This window comes from Pseudomonas sp. RSB 5.4 (assembly GCF_037126175.1).
Taxonomy (GTDB): Bacteria; Pseudomonadota; Gammaproteobacteria; order Pseudomonadales; family Pseudomonadaceae; genus Aquipseudomonas; species Aquipseudomonas fluorescens_H.
In genome coordinates this window covers 4504491-4521429 of record NZ_CP146986.1, presented here as the reverse complement: position 1 = coordinate 4521429, position 16939 = coordinate 4504491, and the positions used below count along the sequence as shown (strand labels likewise).

The 16939-nt window shown below is 61.0% G+C and carries 13 protein-coding genes; 7 read left to right on the top strand and 6 right to left on the bottom strand.

Annotated features, from left to right (window positions below):
• Positions 1-87: 87 nt before the first annotated feature.
• Entirely contained in the window at positions 88-960 is an 873-nt protein-coding gene (pdxY, locus tag V9L13_RS20490; protein ID WP_003229694.1) for a pyridoxal kinase PdxY, read from the top strand.
• 135 nt (positions 961-1095) lie between these two features.
• Here the strand turns inward: pdxY and V9L13_RS20485 are convergent, their stop codons facing one another.
• A complete protein-coding gene (locus V9L13_RS20485) occupies positions 1096-1578 on the bottom strand; it encodes an acyl-CoA thioesterase (RefSeq protein ID WP_003229693.1) in 483 nt (160 codons plus the stop codon).
• A gap of 282 nt (positions 1579-1860) precedes the next feature.
• Between V9L13_RS20485 and V9L13_RS20480 the strand changes: the two genes are divergently transcribed.
• Positions 1861-3624 (top strand): cation:proton antiporter, encoded by a 1764-nt coding sequence (locus tag V9L13_RS20480; RefSeq protein ID WP_003229692.1) that lies wholly within the window; start codon positions 1861-1863, stop codon positions 3622-3624.
• Positions 3625-3645: 21 nt separating this feature from the next.
• Here the strand turns inward: V9L13_RS20480 and V9L13_RS20475 are convergent, their stop codons facing one another.
• From V9L13_RS20475 to uvrD, 4 genes are all read right to left on the bottom strand, one after another.
• Positions 3646-4053 carry an SMI1/KNR4 family protein gene (locus tag V9L13_RS20475; protein ID WP_047596914.1) on the bottom strand — a complete coding sequence of 136 codons (408 nt, stop codon included), beginning with the start codon at positions 4051-4053 and terminating at the stop codon, positions 3646-3648.
• A gap of 137 nt (positions 4054-4190) precedes the next feature.
• Positions 4191-5066 (bottom strand): Tim44 domain-containing protein, encoded by an 876-nt coding sequence (locus V9L13_RS20470; RefSeq protein ID WP_003229688.1) that lies wholly within the window; start codon positions 5064-5066, stop codon positions 4191-4193.
• A 176-nt stretch (positions 5067-5242) separates the two neighbouring features.
• The gene (locus V9L13_RS20465) at positions 5243-5683 is read right to left on the bottom strand and encodes an EamA family transporter (protein ID WP_003229686.1); all 441 of its coding nucleotides are present in this window, start codon (positions 5681-5683) and stop codon (positions 5243-5245) included.
• 146 nt (positions 5684-5829) lie between these two features.
• Positions 5830-8013 (bottom strand): DNA helicase II, encoded by a 2184-nt coding sequence (gene uvrD, locus V9L13_RS20460; RefSeq protein WP_003229685.1) that lies wholly within the window; start codon positions 8011-8013, stop codon positions 5830-5832.
• Between the two features lie 258 nt (positions 8014-8271).
• Here uvrD and V9L13_RS20455 point away from each other — a divergent pair, with 258 nt between their 5' ends.
• The 3 genes from V9L13_RS20455 to V9L13_RS20445 all read left to right on the top strand — a co-directional run bounded on the left by V9L13_RS20455 (position 8272) and on the right by V9L13_RS20445 (position 12563).
• Positions 8272-11145 carry an EAL domain-containing protein gene (locus V9L13_RS20455; RefSeq protein WP_338800380.1) on the top strand — a complete coding sequence of 958 codons (2874 nt, stop codon included), beginning with the start codon at positions 8272-8274 and terminating at the stop codon, positions 11143-11145.
• Between the two features lie 127 nt (positions 11146-11272).
• Positions 11273-12139, top strand: a complete 867-nt coding sequence (gene hexR / locus V9L13_RS20450; protein ID WP_007912071.1) for a transcriptional regulator HexR — start codon at positions 11273-11275, stop codon at positions 12137-12139.
• 211 nt (positions 12140-12350) lie between these two features.
• Positions 12351-12563, top strand: coding sequence for a hypothetical protein (locus V9L13_RS20445; protein WP_003229681.1), 213 nt, complete (start codon positions 12351-12353; stop codon positions 12561-12563).
• On the opposite strand, the gene V9L13_RS20440 is transcribed toward V9L13_RS20445, so the two are convergent.
• The gene (locus tag V9L13_RS20440) at positions 12505-13467 is read right to left on the bottom strand and encodes a LysR family transcriptional regulator (protein ID WP_045122685.1); all 963 of its coding nucleotides are present in this window, start codon (positions 13465-13467) and stop codon (positions 12505-12507) included. The two genes, V9L13_RS20445 and V9L13_RS20440, sit on opposite strands and share 59 nt — an antisense overlap.
• Before the next feature lie 190 nt (positions 13468-13657).
• On the opposite strand from V9L13_RS20440, the gene V9L13_RS20435 reads away from it, so the two are divergent.
• On the top strand, positions 13658-15073 hold the full coding sequence (locus tag V9L13_RS20435; protein WP_027610345.1) for an acetyl-CoA carboxylase biotin carboxylase subunit: 1416 nt from the start codon (positions 13658-13660) through the stop codon (positions 15071-15073).
• 11 nt (positions 15074-15084) lie between these two features.
• Entirely contained in the window at positions 15085-16893 is a 1809-nt protein-coding gene (oadA, locus tag V9L13_RS20430; protein WP_103484036.1) for a sodium-extruding oxaloacetate decarboxylase subunit alpha, read from the top strand.
• The last annotated feature ends 46 nt before the right edge of the window (positions 16894-16939 follow it).

Below are 16939 nucleotides of genomic sequence, written 5' to 3'. Positions count from 1 at the left end.
TTAACTGCGTCGCCGGTCTGTCGTACAGGCTGTGTTTCGTCGCATACTGCGCGGCTTGAATTTCAATCGTTTTACGGAATAACCCGAATGAAACGTACGCCTCATCTGCTCGCCATTCAGTCCCATGTGGTCTTCGGCCATGCCGGCAATAGCGCCGCGGTTTTTCCGATGCAGCGGGTCGGGGTGAACGTCTGGCCGCTCAACACCGTGCAGTTTTCCAACCACACCCAGTACGGGCAGTGGGCCGGTGAAGTGCTGTCGCCGCACCAGATCCCCGAACTGGTCGAAGGCATTGCCGCCATTGGCGAGCTGGGCAACTGCGACGCCGTGCTCTCCGGTTATCTGGGCAGCGCGGCGCAGGGCCGGGCGATTCTCAGCGGTGTCGAGCGCATCAAATCGGTCAATCCGAAGGCGTTGTACCTGTGCGACCCGGTAATGGGTCATCCGGAGAAAGGCTGCAGTGTGCCGACCGAAGTCAGCGACTTCCTGCTGGAAGAAGCGGCAGCCGTGGCGGACATCATGTGCCCGAACCAGCTGGAGCTGGACAGCTTCTCCGGGCGCAAGCCGCAGTCCTTGTTCGATTGCCTGGGGATGGCCCGGGCACTGCTGGCACGCGGCCCGAAAGCGGTGCTGGTCAAACACCTGGATTATCCGGGCAAACCGGCGGACGGTTTCGAGATGTTGTTGGTGACCGCCGACGAAAGCTGGCACCTGCGCCGTCCGCTGCTGGCGTTTCCGCGTCAACCGGTGGGTGTGGGCGATCTGACGTCCGGTTTGTTCCTGGCACGGGTGCTGCTCGGTGACAGTCTGGTGGCGGCGTTTGAATTCACCGCAGCGGCGGTGCATGAAGTGCTGCTGGAAACCCAGGCGTGTGCCAGTTACGAGCTGCAACTGGTGCGGGCGCAGGACCGGATCGCGCATCCGCGGGTGAAATTCGAGGCGACGGCGATCAGTCTGTAAAACCGCGTTACACCCATTCGCGAGCAAGCCCGCTCCCACCTTCGACCGCGTTCTCATGGGAGGACTGCGATTGAAGGTGGGAGCGGGCTTGCTCGCGAAGGCTATCTATAAAGCAACATCATTCCAAAGGATCGATCAGGCGTCGCCCTTGATCTCCTGATAGCGCTTCTCCAGCTCCTGACGAATCTGCCGGCGCTGCTGGGCCTGCATGTAGCGACGCTTGTCTTCGCTGTTCTGCGGTTGCAGTGGCGGTACGGCGGCAGGTTTGCGCTGGTCATCCACCGCGACCATGGTGAAGAAGCAGCTATTGGTGTGGCGTACCGAACGCTCGCGGATGTTCTCGGTCACCACTTTGATGCCGACCTCCATCGAGGTGTTGCCGGTGTAGTTGACCGACGCAAGGAAGGTCACCAGTTCGCCGACATGGATCGGCTCGCGGAAAATCACCTGATCCACCGACAGCGTTACCACGTAGCGGCCGGCATAGCGGCTCGCGCAGGCGTAGGCCACTTCGTCGAGGTATTTGAGCAGGGTACCGCCGTGGACATTGCCAGAGAAGTTGGCCATGTCGGGGGTCATCAATACCGTCATCGACAGTTGGGCGTTTCCGGGTTCCATAACGTTCTCACGGATCAAGGCTGGATGGCTGGACGCACCTCTGCGGGTGCCTGGTGGCTTTTTCAAAAGCACCGTTATCGGGACGCCAGACGACTGGCTGCCGTCACGCCGCGACCGATCTGTTTCCTTATATTGCACCGCCTTCCAGCCGGAAGTCGCGGTGTTAACCTGCAAAAGGCCCTGTCCAAGGGCAATTCCCACACGAAAAGCGGATTTTTACCCAGCTCGCTCAGACCTTTCTGATGTCTGACGGCGGGTCACGTCATACAAGGAGCCCACACCATGCATGCCATCAGCTTTATTCAGGACCTGGCAGTGATCATGTTGGTCGCAGGTGTGGTCACCGTGCTGTTTCACCGCTTCAAGCAGCCGGTGGTGCTCGGCTACATCGTCGCCGGTTTCATCATCGGGCCGCACACGCCGCCGTTTGGCCTGATCCACGACGAAGAAACCATCAAGACCCTCGCCGAGCTGGGGGTGATTTTCCTGATGTTCTGCCTCGGGCTGGAATTCAGCCTGCGCAAGTTGTTCAAGGTTGGCGCCACGGCGTTTATCGCGGCGTTCCTCGAAATCGTCCTGATGATCTGGATCGGTTACGAGATCGGCCGCTGGTTCGACTGGAACACCATGGACTCGCTGTTCCTCGGCGCGATCCTTGCCATCTCCTCAACCACCATCATCGTCAAGGCGCTTAACGACCTGAAGATGAAGAACGAGCGCTTTGCGCAGCTGATCTTCGGCGTACTGATCGTCGAGGACATCCTCGGTATCGGCATCATCGCCTTGCTGTCGAGTATCGCGGTCAGCGGCACGGTCAGCTCCGGCGAAGTGTTCTCCACGGTCGGCAAGCTGTCGCTGTTCATGATCGTTGCGCTGGTGGTGGGCATTCTGCTGGTGCCGCGTCTGTTGGCTTATGTCGCCAAATTCGAAAGCAACGAGATGCTGCTGATCACCGTGCTCGGCTTGTGTTTCGGCTTCTGCCTGCTGGTGGTCAAGCTCGAATACAGCATGGTGCTCGGCGCCTTCCTGATCGGCGCGATCATGGCCGAGTCGCGGCAACTGCTGAAGATCGAACGGCTGATCGAGCCTGTTCGCGACCTGTTCAGTGCAATCTTCTTCGTCGCCATCGGCCTGATGCTCGATCCTATGATCCTGCTGCAATACGCGTGGCCGATTGCAGTAATTACCGTGGCGGTGGTGCTCGGCAAGATGTTGTCCTGCGGCCTCGGGGCGTTTATCGCCGGCAATGACGGACGAACCTCACTGCGCGTGGGGATGGGGCTGTCACAGATTGGCGAATTTTCCTTCATCATCGCCGCGCTCGGGATGACGCTGCAGGTCACCAGCAACTTTCTGTATCCCGTCGCGGTGGCGGTGTCGGTGATCACCACGCTACTGACGCCGTACCTGATTCGCGCGGCCGACCCGTTGTCGATCAAGCTCTCGGCGGCGGTGCCCAAGCGGTTGGGCCGGGTGTTCGGCATGTATGGCGAATGGCTGCGCAGCATTCAGCCGCAAGGCGAGGGCGCGATGCTGGCGGCGATGATCCGGCGGATCCTGTTGCAGGTCGGGGTCAATCTGGCGCTGGTGATCGCGATCTTCTTCAGCGGCGCGTTCTTTGCCGGACGGCTGTCGGTGTGGATGCAGGACTGGATCGGTGATCCGAGCTGGCAGAAGGCGTTGATCTGGGGCGGTGCGCTGCTGCTGTCACTGCCATTCCTGATCGCGGCGTATCGCAAGCTCAAGGCGTTGTCGATGCTGCTGGCAGAAATGGGCGTGAAGCCGGAGATGGCCGGGCGTCACACGCAGCGAGTGCGTCGGGTGATCTCCGAAGTGATCCCGATCCTCTCGCTGCTGGTGATCTTCCTGCTGTTGGCAGCCTTGTCGGCCAGTATCTTGCCGACCAACAAGTTGCTGGTGCTGGTCGCCGTGGTCGCGGCCGCCGTGGCGGCGCTGCTCTGGCGCTGGTTCATCCGCGTACACACGCGGATGCAGGTGGCCCTGCTGGAAACCCTCGACAACCACAAGGAGTCGTCGGGGCACTGACCGGCCCGGGCATCCGGCTAATCAGCTCTCCAGCCAGACGTCCCGCGCCCAGTGCCACACCGATTCCCAGGATTCTTCGGTGATCAGCTCTTCTTCGCCGGACCACAGCACTACGGTGCCGTCTTCTTCGACGCAGTAGTAGTTGTCGCCGTCCTGGCAGATCGGGATCAGGTCGCGCGGTACGCCGATGTCCCAGGCGTTGGCCGCCACGTCCGGCAGATAGGTGTGCGATTGCGGGTCGGTGACGGTCACCGGCTCCAGGCTGCCGTACACCACGTCGCTGACAGTCAGCAGAAACTCTTTGAAGACGAACGGGATGTTGATGAAGAGTTCTTCTTCGATCTCCACCAATTGGTCTTCGTCGGGTAACTCCAGTGGAACCGGTACGGGTTCGTTGGCTTCGCGCAGTTGTTCGATGATTTCTTCCACGTCCGGGATCCTCTTGCTTGAATGGCGCGGTTTATATGGGCCGGTTTATACAGTAGCTCGCTATAGATGCAACCGTGAAATAGAAAACCCCGGCCGAGGCCGGGGTTTTTATTACCACATGCGTAACGCGATGGGGATCAGCCGTTCTGGCGGATACCGGCCACCAGCCAAGGCTGGTTTTCGCCCTGTGGACGTTCCATGTTCCAGCTTTCGCTGAACACTTCGCCCTGGTCGAAACGCGAGGTCTTCGACACACCGCTGAAGGTCAGGGTGGCGATGGTCTTGTCGGCGCGATCGTCCACGCCGTCCAGCTGAACCTGCAGGTTTTCGATGTAAGTCGACTGGAAGCCGTCGCCCAGATCCGCACGCTCACGCTTGAGGAAGTCGAGCATCTGCGGGGTCACGAACTCGGCGATCTTGTCCATTTCGTTGGCGTCCCAGTGCTGCTGCAGCGCCTGGAAGTGGCTGCGCGCGGCGGCAAGGAAGTTCTGCTCGTTGAACCAGGCCGGTGCGTTGATCACCGGACGAGCGGCAACCGGCGCGGCCGAACCACCGAAGATCGAACCCATGGCAGCAGGCTTCTGCTCGAATACTTCACGCTGCATCGGCGCGCCGGCCGGAGCTAGGTGCTCCTGCTGCTTGCGTCGACGAGCGGCGATGAAGCGGAAGATCACGAACGCGATCACGGCCATGATCAGGATGTCGAAGATCTGCATGCCCTGGAAGCCGCCGCCCATGAACATGGAAGCGAGCAGGCCACCGGCGGCGATACCGGCCAGAGGGCCGAGCCATTTCGAAGCGCCGCCAGCCTTGGCCGCGGCACCGGCAGCGCCGGCAGCACCAGCGGTCGCTGCTGCGCCGCCCATGCCTGGGGAAGAAGGAGCCATCTGGCTGGTCTGGTGCGTCGGCGCAGCGCCGGCGCTTTTGCCACCACCAAAGCGCTTGGCGTTGGCGTCGAGGCTCATCGTCAGGCCGATGCACAACGCCATGGCGATGCTAAGAAAACGTTTCATAAAGGGAATTCCCGTTTGTGGAGACACGCGCGCCATGTTGCACAGCTGAAGTGTTACTGGCTAGCGAGAGAGTGTTTCGGGCTTTTGCCTGACAGGTTATGTTCAGCTCCGTCGAAGCAATAAGGCCATGTACTTTTGTCTGTAGGAAAATGGGATAGGTTCAGCGGGAAACTTGCTTATCGACGCAACGCCAGCAGCACCACACCGGCGGTGATCAGGCCGATGCCGCCCCATTGGCGCAGGTCAAGTTTCTCGCCCAGCAGGATCACGCCGAGCACCGCCACCAGTACCACGCTGAGTTTGTCCACTGGCGCAACCAGCGAGGCCGGGCCGACTTTCAGCGCGCGGAAGTAGCACAGCCACGACGCGCCGGTACCCAGGCCGGACAACAGCAGGAACAGATAGCTCTTGGCGGAAATCGATCCCAATGACTGATATTGGCCCGTCGCGTACAAAATCAAGGCCAGACTGACCAGGACCACGATGGTGCGCAGCAGGGTGGCGAAGTCGGAATTGACGTTTTCGATGCCGATCTTGGCGAAGATCGCCGTCAGCGCGGCGAAAGTCGCCGAGAGCAGGGCCCAGAATGTCCAGGAAGAAAAGAAGCCTGAGCCCATGCAAATGTCCTTTGATCAACCAGCCGATACAAAGCCTTGTAGGAGTGAGCCTGCTCGCGATGAGGGCGTGTCAGACAACAAAGATATTGAATGATAAATCGCTATCGCGAGCAGGCTCACTCCTACAGAAGCAATCGAGCGAGGCGTTAAATGGCTTCCAGCTTGGCGTACCCCAGCATCAGCCACTTGCTGCCTTCGCTGAAGTTCACCTGCACCCGCGCCTGCGCGCCGGCGCCTTCGAAGTTGAGGATCACGCCGTCGCCGAAGATCGAGTGACGCACCGCCTGACCCAGGCTGAAGCCGGTTTCCGGAATCTCGCTGCCGCTGAACAGGTTGCTGCCGCTCATCGACTGGTTGCCGCCGAACGGTCGGCTGACGCTGTTCGACAGGCGTACTTCCTGAATCAGACCCTTCGGCACTTCACGGACGAAACGCGAGACCTTGTTGTAGGTTTCGCTGCCGTACAGGCGTCGGGTTTCAGCATAGGTCATCACCAGGTTCTGCATGGCGCGGGTGATGCCGACGTAGGCCAGACGACGTTCTTCTTCAAGGCGACCCGGTTCTTCCAGGCTCATCTTGTGCGGGAACAGACCTTCTTCCATGCCCACCAGGAACACGTAAGGGAATTCCAGGCCCTTGGCGCTGTGCAGGGTCATCAATTGAATGCTGTCTTCGTGTTCGTCGGCCTGAGTGTCGCCGGCTTCCAGCGAAGCGTGGCCGAGGAACGCCGCCAGCGGCGTCAGCTCTTCGTCTTCTTCGGTGTTCTCGAAGTTGCGCGCGGCGCTGACCAGCTCCTCAAGGTTTTCTACCCGGGCCTGGCCTTTCTCGCCTTTTTCCGCTTCGTGATAGGCGATCAGCCCCGATTGCTCGATGACGGTCTGGGTCATCAGATGCAGCGGCATCTCCATGCACTTGGCGGCAAGGTTCTCGATCAGCTCGATAAACGCACCCAGGGCGCCGGCAGCACGACCGGTCAGGCCTTTGTTGGCGACCAGTTGGCGCATCGCTTCCCACATCGACACATCGCTGTGGCGTGCATGGTCGCGGATCGCTTCGACGGTTTTCTCGCCAATTCCACGGGCCGGGACGTTGATCACCCGCTCCAGTGCGGCGTCGTTGCCACGGCCTTCGAGCAGGCGCAGGTAGGCCATGGCGTTCTTGATTTCCGCGCGTTCGAAGAAGCGCTGGCCGCCATAGATGCGGTACGGAATGCGCTCGCGCAGCAAGGCTTCTTCCAAAACGCGCGATTGGGCGTTTGAGCGGTAGAGAATCGCGATGTCGCTGCGGGCCAGGCCGGTTTTCAGCGCGCTTTCGATGGTTTCGACAACGTAGCGCGCTTCGTCGTGTTCGTTGAACGCGGCGTACAGGTTGATCGCTTCGCCGTCGCCGCCGTCGGTCCACAGCTCTTTGCCGAGACGCCCGGTGTTGTTCGCGATCAAGGCGTTGGCGGCCTTGAGGATGCCGGCGGTGGAGCGGTAGTTCTGCTCCAGACGAATGGTCACCGAATCCGGAAAGTCTGAGGAGTACTGATGGATGTTCTCGATTTTCGCTCCGCGCCAGCCGTAGATCGACTGGTCGTCGTCGCCGACCACCATCAGGCTGTCGCCGCCCTTGCCGAGCAGACGCAACCAGGCGTACTGCACGGCGTTGGTGTCCTGGAATTCGTCGACGAGGATATGGCGGAAGCGCTTCTGATAGTGCGCCAGCAGACCCGGATGGTCGCGCCACAGGTCGAGGGCGCGCAGCAGCAGCTCGGAGAAGTCGATCACGCCGGCGCGCTGGCAGGCAGCCTCGTAGGCCTCATAGATGCCGCGCATGGTCGCCAGGTACAAGTCGCCGCTGGCCTGAATGTGTTGCGGACGCAGACCTTCGTCTTTCTGCCCGTTGATGAACCACTGAGCCTGACGGGCCGGCCAGCGCTGTTCGTCCAGCCCCAGCTCGCGGATCACCCGCTTGACCAGTCGCTGCTGGTCGTCGCTGTCGAGAATCTGGAAAGTCTGGCTCAAGCCCGCTTCCTGCCAGTGCGCCCGCAGCAAGCGGTGCGCCAGGCCGTGGAAGGTGCCGACCCACATGCCGGCCGGGTTGATACCCAGCAACTGCTCGATGCGATGACGCATCTCGGCAGCGGCCTTGTTGGTGAAGGTCACCGACAGAATGGAGTGGGGCGAGGCGTTTTCGACCTGGATCAACCAGGCGATACGGTGCACCAGCACTCGGGTTTTACCGGAGCCGGCACCGGCCAGGACCAACTGACGGCCAACGGGGGCTGCTACGGCCTGGCGTTGGGCATCGTTGAGGGAGTTCAGCAGAAGGGAGAGATCATCGCGCATCGGGGCATTCTAGGGTGCGCCGCAGGCCCGGGCAAACCGAGCTTTGCATTAGCCGATGAAAGTGCCGCCAATGACGACCGGTCGGTCACTGGCTACAGGCTTCGGCCCGCCTCGCTCTGCGGGTTTTGTCGGCGCTGCGGGGGCGAAAAGTTTCGCTGAAATTATGATCTGGAGCAGTTTGGCAACTGGATCGGCTTGTGTATGCTCCGTGCACATTTCGGGCGCATGCCCGTCCTAATAAGAACAAGAACGTTGCCCATGACCCTCAGCTCCGAACTGTCGGGCCCCTCTGTGGAACCCCGGGTTATCCGCAAACACTACGCCACCGAGATGGCGGTCGAACGCACGCGTCTGCTTTATCAGGGCTCATTGCTGCCCACACTCTTCATGTTGATCAATGGTCTGGTCTGCGCCGGTTTGCTCTGGAGCCCGCAGCGCTATTTCGTGGTCAGCATCTGGCTGGTCTGGCTGCTGTCGCTGGTGGCGCTGCGGGTGATTCAGGTCGCGGCCTTCGATTCGGCAATCCCCGATCGTCAGGCTCAGCCGATCTGGTTCCGCATGTTCCTGCTCGGTTCGACCATGACCGGCCTGACGCTCGCCGGGGCCGGTATTGCGTTGGTGCCTGCCGACAACTTCATGCAGCAGGCCTGGGTCTTCGGCCTGATCGGTGCTGCGACATTGTCGGCCAGTGTTGCCTACGCGGTCAGTCTGCCGGCGTTTCTTTCCTTCACCTTGCCGTGCCTGCTGCCGGCGATCGGTTACCTGTTCTGGGGCGGCGATGAACTGGCGCGCGGTTGGGGCTGGCTCGGGCTGATCCTGCTGGGCTCGCTCAGCGTGGTGGCGTGGCAGGTCAATCGGCTGATTGATCGCGGCCTGCTGCGGCGCTTTCAGAACCAACACCTCATCGAACACTTGCAGCGGGCACAGAGCCGCAGCGAACAGCTCAATCAGGAACTGGGCAAAGAGATCGAACAGCGGCGCTGCGCCGAGGGCCAGTTGCGCGAGGCTCAGGTCGAACTGGAAGATCGCGTGGCCCTGCGCAGCCGTGAACTGGATGTGGCCAGCCAGGCACTCATCAAAAGCGAAGCCCGTCTGGCCTTGGCGTTAAAGGCCAGTGAGCTGGGGTTGTGGGACTGGAACCTGCAAACCGACGAAGTCCATCACACGCAGATCCAGGAACTGTTCGGCCTCGCGCCGGAGTACGTCACGGCGCTCCTGCGCGACCTCAAGCCCCGTCTGCACCCCGAGGACGTGCCGTCGCTCAAGCAGGCGCTGATCGAACACCTGAAAGGGCGCACCGAGGACTATCAGATCGAATACCGCGTACGCCACGGCGACGGCCATTGGGTGTGGATCGAGGACCGCGGTCGCGCCGTGGAGCGCAGTGACAGTGGGCGGGTGATCCGCATGGTCGGTACCCGGCGCGACATCAGCGCGAGCAAAAGTCTTGAAGAACAACAGCGACTGGCGGCCACGGTGTTCGAAGCGGCCAGCGAAGGCATCGTCATTCTCGATCCGAACTACGCGCTGATCGCGATCAATCAGGCGTTCAGTCGTGTCACCGGTTATGACATCGACGACATGCTCGGGCGCAATGTCGTCGAGCTGCCGTGCAGTCGTGACGCGCGACGGCACTACGTCTCGATCCGCCACGCACTGGAGCAGCACGGCAGCTGGCAGGGCGAACTGGTGGAAACCCGCAAGAACGGCGAGCTGTATCCGCAGTGGCTGCAACTCAACGCGGTGCGCGACAGTCGGGGAAATGTGAGCCATATCGTCGGCTTCTTCGCCGATCTTTCGGCGCGGCGCGAATCCGAGGAGCGCATGCGCTTCCTGACGCATTACGATGAACTGACCGGGCTGGCCAATCGCTCGCTGTTCCGCGAACGCCTGCACGAAGCCCATCAGCGCGTGCGTCAGGGCGGGCGCCGCAGTCTGGCGCTGCTGCACATCAATCTGGATCGCTTCAAGCTGCTCAACGACAGCCTCGGTCACGAGGTGGCGGATCAGCTATTGCAGAAAATGGCTCGACGGCTGGTCAATGCGTTGCCGGAGGCCGACACCATCGCGCGGCTGTCCGGTGATGAATTTGCCGTGCTGTTCGATGCCTACGGCAACCTGTCGAGCCTGGCGCGGGTCGCCACGCGTCTGTCGAGCAAGCTGCGTCTGCCGTTGACGATCGAAGGGCATGAGCTGGTGGTCAGTGCCTCGATGGGCATCAGCATGCTGCCGGACAACGCCCGGGAGATTTCCGCGCTGGTCAGTCAATCGAACATGGCGATGCAACACGCCAAGCATCTGGGCGGCAACAATTTCCAGTTCTACACCGACAGCCTGCAGGCCAGCACCCTTGAGCGTCTGCAACTGGAGAACCAGTTGCGCAAAGCCATCGAAGACAAGCAGCTCAAGGTGTTCTACCAGCCGAAGCTGTGTCTGCAAACCGGGCGTATGAATGCGGCGGAAGCGCTGGTGCGCTGGGATCACCCGAGCATGGGCCGGGTGCCGCCGGGGGACTTCATCGGTCTGGCCGAGGAAACCGGGCTGATCGGCCCGATCGGCGAATTCGTGCTGCGCCAGGCTTGCTGGCAGGCGTGCGAATGGCAGCGTCAGGGGCTGGAGCCGATTCGGGTATCGGTGAACCTGTCGGTGCATCAACTGCGTCAGGGCAAGCTGGTCAGTCTGGTGCGCCAGGTGCTGGAAGAAACCGGGCTGGCGCCGCACTACCTCGAACTGGAACTCACCGAGAGCCAGTTGCTCGACAGCGTCGAACACATCATCGCGACCTTCCAGCAGTTGCGCGATCTGGGGGTGAAACTGGCAATCGACGATTTCGGCACCGGCTATTCGTCGCTGAGTTATCTCAAGCGGATTCCGGTGGATTACGTGAAGATCGATCAGGCATTCATTCGCGGACTGGGGCAGGGCAGCGAGGATGCGGCGATCACTCGGGCGATCATCGCCATGGCCCATGGGCTGTCGTTGAAAGTGGTCGCCGAAGGTGTCGAGCGGCAGGAGCAGCTGGAGTTTTTACGTGCTGAACGCTGCGACGAGGTGCAGGGGTATCTGATCAGTCGTCCAGTGGAGGCCGACCGTCTGGCCGGCCTTTTGCGCGAACAGGGAAATTCGTTTTAAGGGCTACATGCAGTCCATCGCGCCTGATACGGGGACATGGAGTTACGCATTGAGCAGGCAAAAAGCCAATTCATGTAGTATAACTACAAGCGTGCTACATCCTTGCCCATAAGAAGAGTCCAGCCCCTTGAATCTGCTGCAACACATCGCCCAGTCACGTCACCTGTTACGCAAGTCGGAGCTCAAGGTCGCCGACCACGTGCTGCTTGACCCTGCGGCCGTGATGCACAGTTCCATGGCCGACCTGGCTCACAGCGTCGGCATCAGCGAGCCGACCATCGTGCGTTTCTGCCGGGCCATCGGCTGCTCCGGGTTTCAGGATCTCAAGCTCAAACTGGCGCAAAGCCTGGCCGCCGGTGCCAGTTTCGGTCAGTTCGCGATCCATGAAGACGACTCGGTCGCCGACTACAGTCTGAAAATTTTCGACACCACGTTGCACACCCTGATGGAGGTTCGCGAGAAGCTCGATCCGGTGGAATTGCAGCGCGCGGTGACGCTGATGTCTCAGGCGCAGCGTGTCGAGTTCTACGGCTTTGGTGCGTCGGGCGCGGTGGCGGCGGATGCACAGCACAAGTTCTTCCGTTTGCTGCTGACGGCGGCGGCGTATTCCGACCCGCACATGCAGGCGATGTCGGCGGTGACCTTGAAGCCGACCGATGTGGCGATCTGCATTTCCCAGTCCGGGCGCTCCAAGGATCTGCTGATCACCGCCAACCTGGTTCGCGAGAGCGGCGCATCGTTGATCACCCTGTGCCCGAGCCAGACACCGCTGGCCGAGCTGTCGACCGTCAACCTGGCGATCGATGTGCACGAAGACACCGAAATTTATACGCCGCTGACCTCGCGCATCGCCCATCTGGTGGTGATCGACGTGCTGGCGATGGGCGTCGCCATGGCGCGCGGGCCGAGCCTGGTCAATCACCTGAAGAGCGTGAAGCGCAGTCTGCGCAGCTTGCGGCTGTCCCCGAAAGCTGCAAAAGCGCTGGATGACTGAAGCCTGCTTTTGTGGCGAGGGAGCTTGCTCCCGATGGGGCGCGCAGCGGCCCTGAAAGGCCGGGCCTGCTTCGCAGTCCAGCGGGAGCAAGCTCCCTCGCCACAATGAAACGCAATCGGCAAACTTTCATCGCACTGTCATCCCCGCGCAGCCAAACCGTCATCCCCCACGCCTATCGTGAAACTCCCGTACTCGCCTTGGGAGACTCGAAATGGCTCAGCCCTACGAAGAACGCAACAGCGCCGCGAAAACCCGTCGTCAACAGGAAGACCAGCGCCGCATGGAATTCCGTCGCGCCATCGAAGATCGCTTCGAACTCCGTCAGCTTCAGAGCGAAATCAACGATTTTCCCGAGGACATCGAACTCAACTACTGGCAGGCAGCACCGGCAGCTTCCCGTCGAAGCGCTCAACCAGCGCGCTGATCTGCACGCGTTCGCTGCGGATAAACGCCAGGAAGGCGTGCGCCACCGGTGACAGCCGTTTGGCCTTGGCTTGCACCAGGCACCAGCTGCGAAACAGCGGCAACTCTTCGACCGGCAGCTCGACCAGGCCGCCGGTTGCCAGCTCCAGGTTCAGGGCGTGGCGCGTCAACAGCGCCAGGCCCAGACCCGCCACCACGCATTCGCGCTGGGCTTCGGCCGAGGCCACTTCCTGAGTCTGGGTGAAGTGCACGCGTTTCTCTTTGAAGTATTCCTCGCAGGCCAGTCGCGTCCCGGATCCGGGTTCACGGATCAGCAACGTGTAAGGCTCGAGATCCTGCAAACGCAGCGGCCCCATGTGCGCCAGCGGATGATCCGGGCGCGCCACAGCGACAATCGGATTGTTCAGGAACGGCAGAAATTCCAGGCCCATATCCTGCGGCACCATCGACATGATCACCAGGTCGTCACGGTTGTCCGAAAGACGACGAATCACCTGGCCGCGGTTGACCACGGTCAGTTGCAGGTTCACTTCCGGGTGCTGGCGCTTGAAGGCGGCGAACAAGTGCGGCACGAAGTATTTGGCGCTGGATTCCACTGCCAGTTTCAGCTGGCCCTGCAGCGAGCCCTGCATGTCCGAGAGCTGCATATCGAGGTTTTCCAGGCGCCCGAAGATGTCCCGGCTGGCACGCTGCAGGGCCTCGGCAGCCTCGGTCATGTAGAGTTTTTTGCCGACATAATCGAATAATGGCTGGCCGATCAGCTCTTCAAGCTGACGAATCTGTAGGCTGACGGCCGGTTGTGTGAGAGACATTTCATCGGCGGCGCGGCTGTAGGAACGTAAATCACACACTTCGTTGAAGATCTGCAATTGGCGTAATGTCATACGCATCAAGGACTTACGCATTTTTTATGGGCTCTGACGGCAGGCTGATGGTTTAACTATAAGTCTTTGCTTATGCCTGACCCAATTTTAATTCATTTTTGTTAATCCCTTGCGAGGGCTAGTGTGGGGTCGCGACCAGATTGAAACATTTGGTCACGCGTCGACCTGGGTCTAGCAGGTCGTGGTGCCACCGGCTCAAGGGAATTTCCAAGTGATAAAAAAGATCCTGATCGCCAACCGTGGTGAGATTGCCGTACGAATCGTGCGGGCCTGCGCCGAGATGGGCATTCGCTCGGTAGCGATTTTTTCCGACGCTGACCGCCATGCCTTGCATGTGAAGCGTGCGGACGAAGCCCACAGCATCGGTGCCGAGCCACTGGCCGGTTACCTCAACCCGCGCAAGCTGGTGAATCTGGCGGTGGAAACCGGTTGCGATGCATTGCACCCCGGTTACGGCTTTCTCTCGGAAAATGCCGAGCTGGCAGACATCTGCGCCGAACGCGGAATCAAATTCATCGGCCCGTCGGCAGAAGTCATTCGCCGCATGGGCGACAAGACCGAAGCCCGCCGCAGCATGATCAAGGCCGGCGTGCCGGTCACCCCGGGCACCGAAGGCAACGTGTCGGGTATCGAAGAAGCGCTGACCGAGGGCGACCGCATCGGTTATCCGGTGATGCTCAAGGCCACCTCCGGTGGTGGCGGGCGCGGCATTCGTCGCTGCAACAGCCGCGAAGAACTCGAACAGAACTTCCCTCGGGTGATTTCCGAAGCGACCAAGGCGTTCGGTTCGGCGGAAGTGTTCCTGGAAAAATGCATCGTCAATCCCAAGCACATCGAAGCGCAGATCCTCGGCGACAGCTTCGGCAACGTGGTGCACCTGTTCGAGCGTGACTGCTCGATCCAGCGCCGCAACCAGAAGCTGATCGAGATCGCCCCGAGCCCGCAACTGACCCCGGAACAGCGCGCCTACATCGGCGACCTGTCGGTGCGCGCAGCCAAGGCCGTGGGTTACGAGAACGCCGGCACCGTGGAGTTTCTGCTCGCCGAAGGCGAGGTGTACTTCATGGAGATGAACACCCGGGTGCAGGTGGAACACACCATCACCGAAGAAATCACCGGGATCGACATTGTTCGTGAGCAGATCCGCATCGCCTCTGGCCTGCCGCTGTCGGTTAAGCAGGAAGACATCCAGCACCGTGGTTTCGCGTTGCAGTTCCGCATCAACGCTGAGGATCCGAAAAACAACTTCCTGCCGAGCTTCGGCAAGATCACCCGCTACTACGCCCCCGGCGGCCCCGGCGTGCGTACCGACACAGCGATTTACACCGGGTACACCATTCCGCCGTTCTACGACTCGATGTGCCTGAAACTGGTGGTCTGGGCGTTGACCTGGGAAGAGGCGATGGACCGGGGCCTGCGCGCCCTCGACGACATGCGTCTGCAAGGCGTGAAAACCACCGCCGCGTACTACCAGGAAATCCTGCGCAATCCGGAATTCCGTAGCGGCCAGTTCAATACCAGCTTCGTTGAAAGCCACCCGGAACTGACCAACTACTCGATCAAGCGCAAACCCGAAGAGCTGGCCCTGGCCATCGCCGCCGCCATCGCCGCCCACGCAGGCCTGTGAGGAATACAACAATGACCAAGAAAATTTTCGTAACCGACACCATCCTGCGCGACGCCCACCAATCGCTGCTCGCCACCCGCATGCGCACTGAAGACATGCTGCCGATCTGCGACAAGCTCGACAAAGTCGGCTACTGGTCGCTGGAATGCTGGGGCGGCGCGACGTTCGATGCCTGCGTACGTTTCCTCAAAGAAGACCCGTGGGAACGCCTGCGCCAACTGCGCGCCGCGCTGCCTAACACCCGTCTGCAAATGCTCCTGCGCGGGCAGAACCTGCTGGGCTACCGCCACTACAGCGATGACGTGGTCAAAGCCTTTGTTGCCAAGGCCGCGGTCAACGGCATCGATGTGTTCCGCATCTTCGACGCGATGAACGACGTGCGTAACCTGCGCGTAGCCATCGAAGCGGTGAAGGCTGCGGGCAAACACGCCCAGGGCACCATCGCCTACACCACCAGCCCGGTGCACACCATCGACGCGTTTGTGGCGCAAGCCAAGCAGATGGAAGCCATGGGCTGCGACTCGGTCGCGATCAAGGACATGGCCGGTCTGCTGACCCCATACGCCACCGGTGAACTGGTCCGCGCGTTGAAAGCCGAGCAGTCGCTGCCGGTGTTCATCCATTCGCATGACACGGCGGGTCTGGCGGCGATGTGCCAATTGAAAGCCATTGAAAACGGCGCTGACCACATCGACACCGCGATCTCCAGCTTCGCCTCGGGCACCAGCCATCCGGGCACCGAGTCGATGGTCGCAGCGCTTAAAGGCACCGAATACGACACCGGTCTGAACCTGGAACTGCTGCAGGAGATCGGTCTGTACTTCTACGCCGTGCGCAAGAAGTACCACCAGTTCGAAAGCGAGTTCACCGCCGTCGATACCCGCGTGCAAGTCAACCAGGTGCCGGGCGGGATGATCTCCAACCTCGCCAACCAGTTGAAAGAGCAGGGCGCGCTGAACCGCATGGGCGAAGTCCTGGCGGAAATCCCGCGGGTGCGTGAAGACCTTGGTTTCCCGCCACTGGTGACGCCGACTTCGCAGATCGTCGGCACCCAGGCGTTCTTCAACGTGCTGGCCGGCGAGCGCTACAAGACCATCACCAACGAAGTGAAGCTGTACCTGCAAGGCGGCTACGGTAAGGCGCCGGGCGTGGTCAACGAGAAGTTGCGTCGTCAGGCCATCGGCAGCGAAGAGGTGATCGACGTACGTCCGGCCGATCTGCTCAAGCCGGAAATGACCAAGCTGCGTGCCGACATCGGCGCACTGGCCAAGTCCGAAGAAGACGTGCTGACTTTCGCCATGTTCCCGGACATCGGGCGCAAGTTCCTCGAAGAGCGTGCCGCCGGCACCCTGACCCCGGAAGTGCTGTTGCCGATTCCTGAAGCCGGCAAGGTCGCCTCAGCGGGTGGCGAAGGCGTACCGACCGAGTTCGTCATCGACGTCCACGGCGAAACCTACCGCGTCGACATCACCGGGGTTGGCGTGAAGGCCGAAGGCAAGCGTCACTTCTACCTGTCCATCGACGGCATGCCGGAAGAAGTGGTGTTCGAACCGCTCAACGAGTTCGTCAGCGGTGGCAGCAGCAAGCGTAAACAGGCGTCTGCGCCGGGCCACGTCAGCACCACCATGCCGGGCAACATCGTCGATGTGCTGGTCAAGGAGGGCGACACCGTCAAGGCTGGCCAGGCTGTGTTGATCACCGAAGCGATGAAGATGGAAACCGAAGTTCAGGCAGCGATTGCCGGCAAGGTCACCGCCATCCATGTGGCCAAGGGCGACCGGGTGAATCCTGGCGAAATCCTGATCGAGATCGAAGGCTGAGATAACTGCCGCGATTCAACGTTTTAAACCTCGGGGGGGCATGTGC

Coding starts and splice junctions, on each gene's coding strand:
- V9L13_RS20455 (WP_338800380.1), top strand. CDS start 8,272: ATGACCCTCAGCTCCGAACTGTCGGGCCCCTCTGTGGAACCCCGGGTT.
- pdxY (WP_003229694.1), top strand. CDS start 88: ATGAAACGTACGCCTCATCTGCTCGCCATTCAGTCCCATGTGGTCTTC.
- V9L13_RS20485 (WP_003229693.1), bottom strand. CDS start 1,578: ATGGAACCCGGAAACGCCCAACTGTCGATGACGGTATTGATGACCCCC.
- V9L13_RS20470 (WP_003229688.1), bottom strand. CDS start 5,066: ATGAAACGTTTTCTTAGCATCGCCATGGCGTTGTGCATCGGCCTGACG.
- uvrD (WP_003229685.1), bottom strand. CDS start 8,013: ATGCGCGATGATCTCTCCCTTCTGCTGAACTCCCTCAACGATGCCCAA.
- V9L13_RS20440 (WP_045122685.1), bottom strand. CDS start 13,467: ATGCGTAAGTCCTTGATGCGTATGACATTACGCCAATTGCAGATCTTC.
- V9L13_RS20465 (WP_003229686.1), bottom strand. CDS start 5,683: ATGGGCTCAGGCTTCTTTTCTTCCTGGACATTCTGGGCCCTGCTCTCG.
- V9L13_RS20480 (WP_003229692.1), top strand. CDS start 1,861: ATGCATGCCATCAGCTTTATTCAGGACCTGGCAGTGATCATGTTGGTC.
- oadA (WP_103484036.1), top strand. CDS start 15,085: ATGACCAAGAAAATTTTCGTAACCGACACCATCCTGCGCGACGCCCAC.
- V9L13_RS20445 (WP_003229681.1), top strand. CDS start 12,351: ATGGCTCAGCCCTACGAAGAACGCAACAGCGCCGCGAAAACCCGTCGT.